Consider the following 14,663-nt stretch of genomic DNA (forward strand, 5'->3'; position numbering starts at 1 on the left):
CTTGAAAAACAACTATTTTTTCACGTTGCAAATATAATAGTTTATATTTAAAAATTAATATGTTTTTCTCTTTTTTACGTAATTCTAACCGCCTTAAATTAAAGATATTTTGTTTTTTTTAGGCTATTAATTGTATTTAGACAAACAGTAACACTTTAATTGATGTTTTTTATGATTTTAATAAAATATAATTTTTACCTACAGTCCTGTCTTTAAGTCTTAATGTAGTTATATGCTGTAATTTTTTGTAGGTCCTATTTTAAGTGTAGAAACAAAAAAGGCATTAAAAACCAGAGTTTAAAATACCTTAAATGTAATTGTGTTTAGATGTCTTTATTCCACCGTAACCGATTTTGCTAAGTTACGAGGTTGATCTACGTTTTTGCCTAATTTTACGGCAATATGATAAGATAATAATTGAAGCGGAATAGTAGTTAACAGTGGTGTTAAAAATTCTGAAGATTCTGGAACTTCAATAACATGATCTGCTAGATTTTTTACACTTTCGTCTCCTTCTGTTACAATACCAATAATTTTACCTTTTCTAGATTTTATTTCCTGTATATTGCTTACTACTTTTTCGTAATGTCCCTTTTTAGTAGCAATTACAATTACTGGCATTTGCTCGTCAATTAAGGCTATTGGTCCGTGTTTCATTTCTGCAGCAGGATAACCTTCTGCATGTATGTAAGAAATCTCTTTTAATTTTAAGGCGCCTTCTAGAGCAACAGGGAAATTAAATCCACGGCCTAAGTATAAACAATTTTTAGCATCTTTATAAATGTCTGCAACGCTGTTCACGTAAGCATCAGATTCTAATGCTTTTTTTACTTTGTCAGGAATAAGTTCTAATTCTATTAAATGATGACGGAAATCTGAACTAGAAATAGTGCCTTTGGCTCTCGCAAGTCTTAGGGCCATTAGGGTTAAAACCGTAATTTGAGTTGTAAACGCTTTTGTTGAAGCAACTCCTATTTCTGGACCAGCATGCGTGTAAGCACCAGCATCAGATTCTCTTGCAATAGAAGATCCAACAACGTTACATACTCCAAAAACAAATGCGCCTTTAGATTTTGCTAATTTAATAGCGGCTAAAGTATCTGCTGTTTCACCAGATTGTGAAATGGCAATAACAATGTCTTTTTCTGTAATTATTGGATTTCTATATCTAAATTCTGAAGCATATTCAACTTCAACAGGAATACGCGCTAGGTCTTCAAAAATATATTCAGATACTAATCCAGCATGCCAAGAAGTCCCACATGCAACAATTATAATACGGTCTGCATTTAAGAACTTTTTCATATTATCCTCAATACCAGCCATTTTAATTATTGCTTCTTTAGCTAATAATCGGCCTCTAAACGTATCTAAAATTGCATTTGGTTGCTCGTATATTTCTTTTAACATAAAATGCTCATAGCCTCCTTTTTCAATTTGCTCAAGGTTTAATTGGAGTTCTTGAACATAGGGAGCGACCATTGAATCGTCTTTAATTTTTCTAACTTTTATTTGTTTGCCTAAACGAATAATAGCCATTTCTTCATCTTCTAAATAAATTGCGTTTTTAGTAAATTCTAAAAAAGGAGAAGCGTCGCTGGCAATAAAAAATTCGTTTTTACCAACACCAATAGCTAATGGGCTACCTAGTCTTGCAGCTACAATTTCGTCTGGTTTATTTTTATCGAACACAGCAATTGCATAGGCGCCAATTACTTGGTTAAGTGCAATTTGTACTGCTTTGCCTAATTTTAGGGTGTGTTCTTTTTTCATAACATCTTCAATCAGGTTAATTAACACTTCTGTGTCTGTATCTGATTTAAATGAATATCCTCTTGTTATAAGTTCTTTTTTTAGAGATTCGTAATTTTCAATAATTCCGTTGTGAATAATTACTAAATTTCCAGAATTAGAATAATGCGGATGCGAGTTTATATCGTTCGGTACACCATGTGTTGCCCAACGTGTATGTCCGATAGCAACAGTGCCTTTTGTTAGAATTTCTTTTTCAACACGCGTCTCTAGGTCTGAAACCTTACCTTTTGTTTTGCAAACTTTTAAATCGTTTCCGTCGTATATCGCAATTCCTGCGCTATCATAACCACGATATTCTAAACGTTTAAGTCCGTTAATTACAATTGGGTAAGCTTCCCTGTAGCCTATATATCCTACAATGCCACACATATATTTTAGTTTTTTGTTTATAAATAATAAATATCTAATACTGTACGTCAATAATTTAGGAACTTTTTCGCGAGATAATTCCTGTCAAATTATTTTGGTTATGCTGATAAAACTAAGTCATTTTTTGCATTAGTAGAATCTTTTATTAGAATATTTTTTATGTATTGTTTGTCTTGTTTTAAAGTTGTTTTATCTGTTAATCTATGTAAGGTTTAAATAATAATAATTTAGATGTATGCTTTGCTATATGACTACTTCCAAATATTGGTAAAGTAGCCATGGGGCACTAAAAAACAAGATCCATTATTATATTGTTTTGCTTAAAAAGAGAGAGTAAGGGATTAAAACCATTTGTTATATTTACTGGTTTTAAGGGAGTAGCAGAATGAATGTTGTCTGTAGATTCCAATAAAACCAGTTGAATATTAGTCGTAATACGGTTTTTTAGCCTTTTTTATTTGCTTTAATATGGTGTGTTATTTTAAAACTTCAGTCATGTAAAAGTTAGAATACGCTTCACCAAATTCTTCTTTATCTTTGTAGGTTAAGACTGGCTTGTTAGCAGTATCTAAGTGAGAAATCAATTCTTCAGGGATTTCCTCAGAACCAATAATAACTGCGTCAGAATAGTCTATAGCCACTTTCATCAAGTTATTATAACTTGGTTCGCTTAATGTGTTAACAACATCATCATTAATATTATCGAATTTTATTTTAGCACCCATATCCTTGTTTAAGGTGCCCTCGTAACCCTGATTGTATATAGATGTTACAATTTTACTGTCGTTAAATAATGGTTCTTCAGCAAAATATTCTTTTAAATATAAAGGCAGTAAAGAGGCTAGCCATCCATGAACATGTATAATATCTGGAGACCAATTTAATTTTTTAACGGTTTCTATAACGCCTTTTGCAAAGAAAATAGCACGTTCATCGTTGTCTGGAAATAATGCGCCATTTTCGTCTGTTAAAGTGGCTTTACGCTTAAAATACTCGTCGTTATCAATAAAATAAACTTGAATACGTTCTTTGGGAATAGATGCTACTTTAATAATAAGTGGCATATCCAAGTCGTTAATTACTAGGTTTATACCAGATAATCTAATAACTTCGTGTAGTTGATGCCTTCTTTCATTAATGTTTCCATATCTAGGCATAAAAATCCTGATTTGACCACCTTGTTGATTTACCATTCTAGGCGTTTCAAACGACATAGATGAGATTTCTGTTTCAGGTAAATAAGGAACTACTTCAGATGATACGTATAATATCCTCTTATCTTTCATAAATTACTGGGCTTTTGAGAATTCAAAATAAAAAACAAGCAAAATTACAAAAATTTATGCAGATTGCCAGTAAAATAATAACTTTGCCCCCGTTAATTTTTTAAGAAGGGTGAAGATAATTACAGAACAATCGGAATTAAAAAAAGAAATTGCACAACTTAAATCTCAGGATAAGTCTGTGGGGTTGGTCCCAACTATGGGTGCTTTACATGCCGGACATTTGTCTCTTGTAGAGCGTGCTTTGGCAGAAAATGATGGGCTTGTGGTGAGTATTTTTGTAAATCCTACACAGTTTAATAATCCTGAAGATTTAGAGAAATATCCAAGAACATTAGATCACGATGTAGCTTTGTTGCAAACTGTATCTAACCATATTTTGGTTTACGCTCCAGATGTCGCAGATGTATATGGTGAGGATGTAACATCTGTAGCTTATAACTTTGATGGATTAGAACATAAAATGGAAGGAAAGTTTAGACCCGGACATTTTGACGGTGTTGGTACTATTGTAAAAAGATTGTTTGAAATAATCACACCAGACCGTGCGTATTTTGGAGAGAAAGATTTTCAGCAATTAGCTATTATTAAAAATATGGTTCAAAAATACAATATTCCAGTAAATATCGTGCCTTGTCCTATCTTGCGAGAAGCGAATGGTTTGGCTATGAGTTCTAGAAACGTGCGTCTAAAACCCGAATATGCTACTGCGGCACCATTTATTTATAAAACATTGGAAGCTGCTAAAATAAAGTTTGGCACAGAACGTGCTAAAGAGGTAGTAGAATGGGTTGAGAATCAGTTTGAAAGCCATCCGTTATTAGAGTTAGAATATTTTGTAATAGCAGATGAAAATTCTTTAGAAACAATAGATCAGAAAAAACAAAACACATTATATCGTGCTTTTATTGCAGTGTATGCAGACGATATAAGATTAATAGACAATTTAGCACTAAATTAATTAACTTTGCCACATGCAAATTCACGTAGTAAAATCGAAAATTCATAGAGTAAAATGTACAGGAGCAGATTTAAATTACATTGGTAGTATAACTATTGATGAAGATTTAATGGATGCTGCTAATATTATTCAAGGTGAAAAAGTTCAGATTGTTAATAATAACAACGGAGAACGATTAGAAACTTACGCTATTCCAGGACCACGTAATAGTGGAGAAATTACTCTAAATGGTGCAGCTGCTAGACGCGTAGCACCTGGAGATGTATTAATCTTGATTACTTATGGGATCATGGATATAGAAACCGCAAAAACATTTAAGCCTTCTTTAGTGTTTCCGGACGAAGCTACTAACAAGCTAATTTAAGTTAGTGAGTCCTAAACTATCTAAAATATTAAAAATCACACTCCCAATTGTATTGGGAGTTTTTTTAATAGCATACTCTCTGTCTAAAGTCTCTGTAAACGAATTGTTAGTGTATTTTAAAAATGCTAACTATTGGTGGATTTTACTTGGTGCGGTTTTAGGGTTATTAAGTCATTTGTCTCGAGCATATCGTTGGTTGTTTATGTTAGAACCACTAGGGTATAAGGTAAAGCTATATAATAGTGTAATGGCCGTTTTTGCTGCTTATTTAATAAATTATACCATTCCTAGAGCGGGAGAAGTTGCTCGAGTATCGGTATTAACAACTTATGAAGGCGTCCCTTTTGATAAAGGTTTTGGAACAGTGGTTGCCGAGCGTATTGCAGATTTAATTCTGATGATGAGTATAATAGTGGTGACTTTGTTTCTTCAATTCGACTTTATCTTTAATTTTTTTCTTTCAAAATTTAATCTACCTAAACTCATTTTAATATTTGCTGGTTGTGTGGTTTTAGGTGTGATTTTTCTATTTTATATAAAATCTAGTCAGTCAAAACTTGCTGTTAAAATTAGAACATTTGTTTTAGGGTTATTAGAAGGTGTTTTAAGCATTTTTAAAATGAAGAAAAAGTGGTGGTTTATAGGGCATACTCTGTTTATTTGGACAATGTATGTGCTCATGTTTTATATCACAACCTTTGCTGTAAAAGGGCTGCAACCTATGGCTTTTGGAGCAATATTAGTAGGGTTTATATCTGCAAGTTTTAGTATTGCTGCAACAAATGGAGGTATAGGGTCTTACCCTGTTGCTGTGTATGCTGCTTTTACTTTGTTTGGTATAGCACAAGCACCAAGCATTGCTTTTGGTTGGATTATGTGGTCTTCCCAGACTTTATTGCTTATTATTTGTGGTAGTTTGTCGCTTCTATTACTTCCAATTTTCAATAGAAAATTGAAATTAAAATAGATTTTTACATCATTATTTTTTCTGTACAATTTTTTTTTAACAAAATAAGTATTTTTCATACCTTGCATAAGACTAACCTTGCTTAAAATGAAAAGAATACTTTACCTATTTGTGTTGTTGCTTTCGTGCCAATTAGTTTCGGCTCAAGCTATTTATGAAACAATACAGTCTGAAAAACTTGGGGCTTCAAGAAAATTAAAAATTCAGTTACCAAGAAATTATAGTGAAAATGTGGATAAAAAATATCCGCTAGTTATTGTTTTAGATGGCGATTACTTATTTGAAGTTGTTGCTGGAAATGTCGATTATTACTCGTATTGGGAAGATGTTCCAGAGGTTATAGTTGTCGGTATAAATCAAATAGATAGTAGGTATAATGATACTATGTTTTCAGAGCAGAACTCATTACCTATAGATGGTAGTGCTAAGTTTTTTGAATTTATTGGCATGGAATTGTTGCCTTTTATTCAAGAAAATTATAGAACAGAAGATTTTAAATTAGCTATAGGACATGGTGCTACTGCTAATTTTATTAACTATTACTTGTTAAAAGATAAGCCTCTTTTTCAATCGTATATTGTAATAAGTCCAGAATTAGCACCAAACATGACAAAATATATCCCAGACCGTTTAGGGAAGATAGATCGGGAAACATTTTATTATTTGGCTACCACAACAGACGATCTTAAATCAGTAAAAAGAGGGACAGAATTATTAAATACCGCCATTAAAAATAAAGAAAATGATTTTTTGCAATACAAGTATGATGAGTTTAAAGGCTTAACACATTACTCTGTAGTAGCTCAAGCCATACCAAAAGCATTAGAAAGTATTTTTTATGTCTATCAGCCCATTACATCAGGAGAGTTTGAAAATGATATTATGGCGTCAGATAAACCTGCTATTGATTATTTAAAAGAAAAATACGAATCTATAAAAGAACTGTATGGTGTAGATAAAACCATATTAATTAACGATTTTAAAGCTATTGCAGCTGCAATAGAAAAAAAATCTGAATTTAAAGACTTTCAAGAGTTAGGTAAAATGGCTAGAAAATCTTATCCAGAAACCATGTTAGGTCAATACTATCTAGCACGTTTTTATGAAGAAACCAATCAGCCTAAAAAAGCGATGAAAACTTACCAATCATCTTATATTTTTGATGAAATTGCAGGCTTAACTAAAGACGATATGATTGAGCGAGCAAACCGACTTAAAGCAGATTTTGGATATTAATGGCAAAGGTTAAAACAACTTTTTTTTGTCAGAGCTGTGGTGCGCAGTACGCTAAATGGCAAGGCCAATGTAATTCATGTAAAGCTTGGAATACCATAGTCGAAGAAGTGGTGCAAACGCCTGAGAAAAGCGATTGGAAAACACCGTCTTCAAGCGTTCATAAAAAAGCGTCTAGACCTTTGTTAATAAATGAAATCGATGCATCTCAAGAAGCACGATTAGATACTTACGACCAAGAATTGAATCGCGTTTTAGGCGGAGGTATTGTTCCTGGATCTTTAACACTTTTAGGCGGAGAACCTGGCATAGGTAAGAGTACATTATTGTTGCAAGTCGCATTAAAATTACCTTACAAAACATTATATGTTTCAGGTGAGGAGAGCCAGAAACAAATTAAAATGCGTGCAGTACGTATTAATCCTAATAATAGTAATTGCTACATTTTAACCGAAACAAAAACACAAAATATTTTCAAACAAATAGAGGCTTTGCAACCTGATGTAGTAATTGTAGATTCTATTCAGACATTACATAGCGATTATATCGAGTCGTCTTCGGGAAGTATTTCTCAAATAAAAGAATGTACTACTGAGCTTATAAAATTTGCTAAAGAAACTGCAACACCTGTTGTTTTAATTGGGCATATTACCAAAGATGGACACATTGCAGGGCCAAAAATTTTAGAACATATGGTAGATACGGTACTTCAGTTTGAAGGCGATCGTAATCATGTGTTTAGAATTTTACGTGCCAATAAAAATAGATTTGGTTCGACCAATGAACTAGGAATATACGAAATGCAAGGTTCTGGATTGCGAGAAGTTTCTAACCCTTCAGAAATTTTAATCTCTAAAAAAGATGAAGAATTAAGTGGTAATGCAATTGCTGCAACACTAGAAGGTATGCGCCCGTTAATGATAGAAGTTCAGGCATTGGTTAGCACAGCTGTATATGGTACACCACAACGCTCTGCGACTGGATTTAATGCTAAAAGATTAAATATGTTGTTGGCTGTTTTGGAAAAACGAGCAGGGTTTAGGTTAGGCGCAAAAGATGTGTTTTTAAATATTACAGGAGGAATAACCGTAGATGATCCTGCTATAGATTTGGCTGTTGTAGCTGCTATATTATCTTCCAATGAAGATGAATCCTTGGCTAAAGATTTTTGTTTTGCTGCAGAAGTTGGTCTGTCCGGAGAAATCAGACCTGTACAACGTGTAGAGCAACGTATTCAAGAAGCTGAAAAACTGGGGTTTTCTACCATTTTTGTGTCCAAGTATAATAAAATTACTTTAAAGCCAAAGGCTATTAAAATTCAGTTGATATCCAAAATTGAAGATTTAGTAGATTTAATAGTGTAATTATAACTGAATAAATAAAATTTTTAGTAACATTTTAAATCAGGTTTCGACTAGTGTTACTAAATAAGTTTATAAAATAAATCAATTCAAACTTAAATATATGAAGACTAATATTTTAAAGTTATCTGTGCTTAGTGCTATTGCTTTTGGAAGCTTAACAGCTTGTAAAGACGAAGCAAAAAAAGAAACAGCAGAGGTGGCGGTTAAAGAAGAAGTTGTCCCAGGAATCAATTTAGATTATATAGATAATTCTGTTAAAGCCAGCGACGATTTTTTTAAACATGTAAACGGAAATTGGCTTAAAAATAATGCCATTCCAGATGACAGAACCAGATGGGGTAGCTTTGATGAATTAAGACAAAAAACAGACGAAGATGTTTTAGCAATTTTAAAAGCAGCAATGTCCGATGATAAAGATCTTGAAAAAATAGATGTACTTCCTGGATCAGATCAAGAAAAAGCAGTGTTTCTTTACGAAACTATTATGGATACCGTAGCGAGAAATAAAGCTGGTATAGAGCCATTAAAACCCATTTTGGCTAAAATTGATGCGATAGAGAATGTTAAAGATTTAGAAGCGTATTTAATAGAAATGGAACCTAAAGGCGGAGCTGGTTTCTTTGGATTTAGAGTTGGTGCAGATGCTAAAGATAGTAATAAAAATGTAGCAAACTTAGGGCCAGGACGTTTAGGTCTCCCAGATCGTGATTACTATGTTAAAGATGATGCGGATTCTAAAGAAAAGAGAGCACAATATGTGGCTCATATTACAAAAATGCTTCAATTTTTAGGAGATACCGAAGCAGCAGCAAATGAGCAAGCAAAACAAATTTTGGCTTTTGAAACTAGTTTAGCTGAACCTAAAATGGATAAAGTAGAACTTAGAGACAGAAGAAAAACATATAACCCTACTGCAGTAACAGATTTACAAACTATGGCTCCAATTTTAGATTGGAAAGCCTATTTTGATGGTATAGGCGCTAAAGATTTAGATACAGTAGTTGTAAGCCAGCCTAAATATATTAAGGCGCTTCAATCTATTTTAGCTAAAGGTAACGTAAACGACTGGAAAGCGTATTTGCGTTGGACTGCACTTAATGGTGCTTCTGGAGCGTTAAGTGACGAGATAGAATATGCAGATTGGGAGTTTTATAGTAAAACTTTAAGAGGAGCTAAAAAACAACGTCCTAGAGAAGAGCGTGCATTGCAAACTGTTAACAGAACTGTGGGGGAGGCATTAGGTAAATTGTATGTAGATAAGAAGTTTCCTGCAGAAGCTAAAGTGAAAGCAGAAGAAATGATAGCTAACGTAATTTTAGCTTTTGAGCACAGAATTTCTAACTTATCTTGGATGAGTGAAGATACTAAAGCTAAAGCCATAGAGAAGTTAAAAGCTACTAATGTTAAGATTGCTTATCCAGATAAATGGAAAGATTACTCTGCATTAGAAATTACAGGAACTGAAGATGGCGGTACATATCTTCAAAATATGCAAAATGCAAGAGCATGGAATTTTCAAGACGATATTGATAAATTAGGAAAGCCAGTAGATAAGACTGAATGGGGTATGGCACCACAAACGGTGAATGCATATTTTAATCCGTCTTATAACGAAATTGTATTTCCTGCAGCTATTCTTCAACCTCCATTTTACAACTATCAAGCAGACGATGCTGTTAACTATGGTGGAATTGGAGCTGTAATTGGTCATGAAATTTCTCACAGTTTTGACGATTCTGGATCACGTTACGATAAAGATGGAAACTTAAATAACTGGTGGACAGATAAAGATTTAGAAGAGTTTACTAAATTAGGGAAAGCTTTAGCAGATCAATACAGTGCAATAGAAGTGTTGCCTGATACTTATATTAATGGTGATTTTACATTAGGTGAAAATATTGGGGATTTAGGTGGTGTAAATGCTGCTTATGATGCTTTACAAATGAGTATGAAAAAGAATGGAAGACCAGAAGATATAGATGGGTTTACACCAGAACAACGTTTCTTTATGTCTTGGTCTACGGTTTGGAGAAGTTTATCTAGAGAAGATGCTTTAAAAAATCAAATTAAAACAGATCCACATTCTCCAGGAATGAATCGTGCCGTACAACCACTTTTAAATGTTGATGCTTTTTATGAGGCTTTCGATATTAAAGAAGGAGATAATATGTATATCGCTCCAGAAAATAGAGTTAAAATATGGTAAGTATAACCATATGAGTTAAAAATTTATAAACCCCCGACAATATGTTCGGGGGTTTCCTTTTACCTTTGGTTTTGTTGCTAAACAATATTAGTCATTCTAAAAACAAATAAATATGAAAGTAAAAGGAATTTTAATAATAGTTATTTGCGCAACTGTATGGTCGTGCGGTGTAAACAAACATCTCGATAGTAGTAATTTAATTAGCGATATAGAAGCTTATATTTCTAAAGTTGATTCAGATAATAGTTTAGAAGAATCTACTGTAGAAGGGGCGTTAACTGATACAGAAGGTTTTGAAGATATAGGGACTTTTAAATCTCATAGGCGTTTTAATCCAACTACAAAAACTTTATATCGTATAGAAAATATAGAAAATATTGAAAATACTGGTGATACTCGTGCAGAACGTTATTATTTTAGAGATAATAGTCTGGTTGCTGTTAGGGTAAATTCTTCACCTACAAATAATAAAAATATCTATCTTAATGAGGGTAAAATAATATCATCTTCAAATATAGATTTAGAAGAAGCAGAATTGCTTATAGTAAAGGGTGAGCGCTTTAAAAACGAATATAAAAGCAAGTAGAAAAAGAATTATTAGAACCGATTATTTTCATTCGGTTTTTTTGAGGTTTAACACCACTATTTTCTTAAAATTCATTAATTTCGCGTACTTATAAGAAAAAAGAACGCATGAGCATGAGATTTCCTGAGTACAAAGGTCTTAACTTACCAAAAGTCGCAGAAGAAATTCTTGATTTTTGGGAATCAGAAAATATTTTTGAAAAGAGTATCACAACAAGAGAAGGACACGAACCTTACGTGTTTTTTGAAGGGCCACCATCGGCAAATGGTTTGCCAGGTGTGCACCACGTTTTAGCTCGTGCTATTAAAGATATTTTTCCGCGTTACAAAACTATGAAAGGTTTCCAAGTTAAGCGTAAAGCGGGTTGGGATACACATGGTTTACCTATTGAGCTTGGTGTAGAAAAAGAATTAGGAATTACTAAAGAAGATATCGGGAAAACAATTTCTGTAGAAGATTATAATGCCGCTTGTCGTAAAGCCGTAATGCGTTATACAGACATTTGGAACGATCTTACTAAAAAAATGGGATATTGGGTAAATATGGACGATCCGTACATTACCTACGAACCTAAATACATGGAAAGTGTTTGGTGGTTACTTAAACAGATTTACGATAAAAAATTAATCTATAAAGGCTATACCATTCAGCCTTACTCGCCTAAAGCCGGAACAGGTTTAAGCTCTCACGAGCTTAATCAACCAGGAACCTATCAAGATGTTACAGATACTACTATCGTAGCACAGTTTAAAGCAAAAGCAGAATCGTTACCAGACTTTTTACAAGACGAAGGCGATATCCATTTCTTAGCATGGACCACCACACCGTGGACGTTGCCAAGCAATACAGCTTTAACCGTAGGACCAAAAATAGATTATGTTTTAGTAGAAACTTATAATCAGTACACGTTCGAGCCTATGAATGTAGTGCTAGCAAAACCATTGGTAGCTAAACAATTTGCAGGTAAGTTTTTTCAAGTAGATGCTAAGCCAGCATTATTAGATTATAAGCATGGCGATAAAAAAATTCCGTTTTACGTTGTAAAAGAATTTAAAGGAAAAGATTTAGTAGGTATTACATACGAGCAATTAATGCCTTATGCCTTGCCAAACGATAATCCTGAAAATGCATTTAGAATTATATCTGGGGATTTCGTAACTACAGAAGACGGAACAGGAATTGTACATACGGCGCCTACTTTTGGTGCAGATGATGCCTTGGTTGCTAAACAAGCCACGCCAGAGATTCCGCCACTATTGGTAAAAGACGAAAATGATAATTTAGTACCTCTAGTTGATTTGCAAGGTAAATTCCGACTAGAAATGGCAGAATATGCTGGCAAATACGTGAAGAACGAATATTATAACGATGGCGAAGCACCAGAACGTTCTGTAGACGTAGAAATTGCCATTCAATTAAAAGAAGAAAATAAAGCCTTTAAGGTTGAAAAATATAAGCACAGTTATCCAAATTGTTGGAGAACCGATAAGCCTATTTTATATTACCCATTAGATTCTTGGTTCATTAAAGTAACCGACGTTAAAGGACGTATGGTAGAACTCAATGATACGGTGAACTGGAAACCAAAATCTACAGGAACAGGACGTTTTGGAAATTGGTTAGCAAATGCAAACGACTGGAATTTATCACGTTCGCGTTATTGGGGAATTCCGTTACCAATTTGGAGAACAGAAGATGGAAAAGAAGAAATTTGTATTGGATCTGTAGCTGAATTAAAAGCAGAAATGACTAAGGCTGTCGAAGCTGGTGTTTTAGAGAAAGATATCTTTGAAGGGTTTGAAATCGGAAATAATTCCGAAGAAAATTACGCACAATTAGATTTACATAAGAATATTGTAGATCAAATTACCTTAGTTTCAGCTTCAGGGAAACCAATGAAACGTGAGAGTGATTTAATCGATGTGTGGTTCGATTCAGGTTCTATGCCATATGCACAATGGCATTATCCTTTTGAAAATAAAGAAAAAATTGATGGAAACAAATCGTATCCAGCAGATTTTATTGCAGAAGGTGTCGATCAAACTCGTGGATGGTTTTATACGCTTCACGCCATAGCAACTATGGTATTCGATTCTGTAGCGTACAAAAACGTGGTGTCTAACGGATTGGTGTTAGATAAAAACGGACAAAAAATGTCTAAGCGTTTAGGCAATGCAGTCGATCCTTTTGAAACACTTTCGGCTTACGGCCCAGATGCTACGCGTTGGTATATGATTAGTAATGCCAATCCATGGGATAACTTAAAATTTGATATTGAAGGGATTGAAGAGGTAAAACGTAAATTCTTCGGAACACTTTACAATACGTATTCATTCTTTAGTTTATATACCAATTTAGATAACTTTACCTATAGCGAAGCCGATATTCCTTTAGCAGAACGCCCAGAATTAGACCGTTGGATTCTATCAGAATTGCATACGCTTATTCAACGCGTAGACGAGTATTATGCAGAATACGAACCTACAAAAGCAGCGCGTGCCATTTCAGAGTTTACTCAAGATTATTTAAGTAACTGGTATGTACGTTTAAGTAGAAGACGTTTCTGGAAAGGCGACTACGAACAAGATAAAATTTCGGCATATCAAACCTTGTATACGTGTATGTTAACCATTGCAAAATTAGGCTCGCCAATAGCGCCATTTTTCATGGATAAACTTTACCGAGACTTAACACAAGTTACCAAAAAGGAAACATTTGAAAGTGTACATTTGGCCGAGTTTCCAAAGTACGATGAAGCTATTGTAGATAAATCTTTAGAGCGTAAAATGGGACGTGCTCAAGTTATATCGTCATTAGTATTATCATTACGTGCTAAAGAAAAAATTAAAGTGCGCCAGCCCTTACAAAAAATCATGATTCCTATAGACTCGCAAGAGCAAAAAGAAGAGATTTTAGCGGTTGCAGATTTAATTAAGCACGAAGTTAATATTAAAGATATTGAGCTGTTAGAAGACGCTTCAGACATCTTGGTAAAACAAATAAAACCAGATTTTAAAGTTTTAGGACCTCGTTTTGGAAAAGATATGAAGTTGATAGCTAGTGAAATAGCTAAAATGACTTCAGAAGATATTAAAAAAATTGAGCAAACAGGGTCTATTAACGTTGAAATTAATGGAAAAAGTATTACTTTAGGTCGTGAAGATGTAGAAATTATCTCGCAAGATATTGAAGGATGGCTAGTTGCTAATGAAGGAAATTTAACAGTTGCTCTGGATATAACCATTTCTCAAGAATTAAAAAAAGAAGGAATTGCGAGAGAGTTAATAAACAGAATACAAAATTTACGTAAAGATTCAGGTTTCGAAGTCACTGATAAAATAAGAGTTAAGCTTCAAAAACATGATGAAATTGTAAATGCTGTTGCAACAAATTTAGAATATATTAAGGCAGAGACCCTAACAGCCGAACTTGAAATAATGGATCTTATAAACGACGGTATCGAAATTGTTTTTGATGATATTGAAACAAAGTTGTTTATTGAAAAACACTAACAA

The 14,663-nt window shown here is 33.6% G+C and carries 10 protein-coding genes; 8 read left to right on the forward strand and 2 right to left on the reverse strand.

Translation table 11 applies throughout. The features are described 5' to 3' along the window. Positions 1-333: 333 nt before the first annotated feature. The gene (glmS, locus tag FNB79_RS05205; RefSeq protein WP_143380301.1) at positions 334-2,184 is read right to left on the reverse strand and encodes a glutamine--fructose-6-phosphate transaminase (isomerizing); all 1,851 of its coding nucleotides are present in this window, start codon (positions 2,182-2,184) and stop codon (positions 334-336) included. A gap of 476 nt (positions 2,185-2,660) precedes the next feature. Further along, positions 2,661-3,470, reverse strand: a complete 810-nt coding sequence (locus tag FNB79_RS05210) for a glycogen/starch synthase (RefSeq protein WP_143380302.1) — start codon at positions 3,468-3,470, stop codon at positions 2,661-2,663. Positions 3,471-3,579: 109 nt separating this feature from the next. Here FNB79_RS05210 and panC point away from each other — a divergent pair, with 109 nt between their 5' ends. The 8 genes from panC (at position 3,580) to ileS (ending at position 14,660) form a co-directional block, all read left to right on the forward strand. Then, positions 3,580-4,428, forward strand: a complete 849-nt coding sequence (gene panC, locus FNB79_RS05215) for a pantoate--beta-alanine ligase (protein ID WP_143380303.1) — start codon at positions 3,580-3,582, stop codon at positions 4,426-4,428. Positions 4,429-4,441: 13 nt separating this feature from the next. Continuing rightward, positions 4,442-4,792 carry an aspartate 1-decarboxylase gene (gene panD, locus FNB79_RS05220; RefSeq protein ID WP_143380304.1) on the forward strand — a complete coding sequence of 117 codons (351 nt, stop codon included), beginning with the start codon at positions 4,442-4,444 and terminating at the stop codon, positions 4,790-4,792. 4 nt (positions 4,793-4,796) lie between these two features. After that, entirely contained in the window at positions 4,797-5,759 is a 963-nt protein-coding gene (locus FNB79_RS05225; RefSeq protein ID WP_143380305.1) for a lysylphosphatidylglycerol synthase transmembrane domain-containing protein, read from the forward strand. Positions 5,760-5,846: 87 nt separating this feature from the next. Beyond that, complete coding sequence (locus FNB79_RS05230) at positions 5,847-6,995, forward strand: alpha/beta hydrolase (protein WP_143380306.1); 1,149 nt, start codon at positions 5,847-5,849, stop codon at positions 6,993-6,995. Beyond that, positions 6,995-8,356 (forward strand): DNA repair protein RadA, encoded by a 1,362-nt coding sequence (gene radA / locus FNB79_RS05235; RefSeq protein WP_143380307.1) that lies wholly within the window; start codon positions 6,995-6,997, stop codon positions 8,354-8,356. Before FNB79_RS05230 ends, radA begins: the two co-directional genes overlap by 1 nt. Before the next feature lie 100 nt (positions 8,357-8,456). Continuing rightward, positions 8,457-10,562: a M13 family metallopeptidase gene (locus FNB79_RS05240; RefSeq protein ID WP_143380308.1), complete on the forward strand. Its 2,106-nt coding sequence runs from the start codon at positions 8,457-8,459 to the stop codon at positions 10,560-10,562. 112 nt (positions 10,563-10,674) lie between these two features. After that, positions 10,675-11,148, forward strand: coding sequence for a hypothetical protein (locus FNB79_RS05245; RefSeq protein ID WP_143380309.1), 474 nt, complete (start codon positions 10,675-10,677; stop codon positions 11,146-11,148). Positions 11,149-11,255: 107 nt separating this feature from the next. Continuing rightward, on the forward strand, positions 11,256-14,660 hold the full coding sequence (gene ileS / locus FNB79_RS05250; RefSeq protein WP_143380310.1) for an isoleucine--tRNA ligase: 3,405 nt from the start codon (positions 11,256-11,258) through the stop codon (positions 14,658-14,660). Positions 14,661-14,663 lie beyond the last annotated feature (3 nt).

Origin of the sequence: Formosa sediminum, assembly GCF_007197735.1 — a bacterium.
GTDB classification, from domain to species: Bacteria; Bacteroidota; Bacteroidia; order Flavobacteriales; family Flavobacteriaceae; genus Formosa; species Formosa sediminum.

Bases quoted from the DNA above. Each gene is read 5' to 3' on its own strand.
- panD (WP_143380304.1), top strand. From the start codon at position 4,442: ATGCAAATTCACGTAGTAAAATCGAAAATTCATAGAGTAAAATGTACA.
- FNB79_RS05245 (WP_143380309.1), top strand. From the start codon at position 10,675: ATGAAAGTAAAAGGAATTTTAATAATAGTTATTTGCGCAACTGTATGG.
- FNB79_RS05210 (WP_143380302.1), bottom strand. From the start codon at position 3,470: ATGAAAGATAAGAGGATATTATACGTATCATCTGAAGTAGTTCCTTAT.
- ileS (WP_143380310.1), top strand. From the start codon at position 11,256: ATGAGCATGAGATTTCCTGAGTACAAAGGTCTTAACTTACCAAAAGTC.
- radA (WP_143380307.1), top strand. From the start codon at position 6,995: ATGGCAAAGGTTAAAACAACTTTTTTTTGTCAGAGCTGTGGTGCGCAG.
- FNB79_RS05230 (WP_143380306.1), top strand. From the start codon at position 5,847: ATGAAAAGAATACTTTACCTATTTGTGTTGTTGCTTTCGTGCCAATTA.
- glmS (WP_143380301.1), bottom strand. From the start codon at position 2,184: ATGTGTGGCATTGTAGGATATATAGGCTACAGGGAAGCTTACCCAATT.
- FNB79_RS05240 (WP_143380308.1), top strand. From the start codon at position 8,457: ATGAAGACTAATATTTTAAAGTTATCTGTGCTTAGTGCTATTGCTTTT.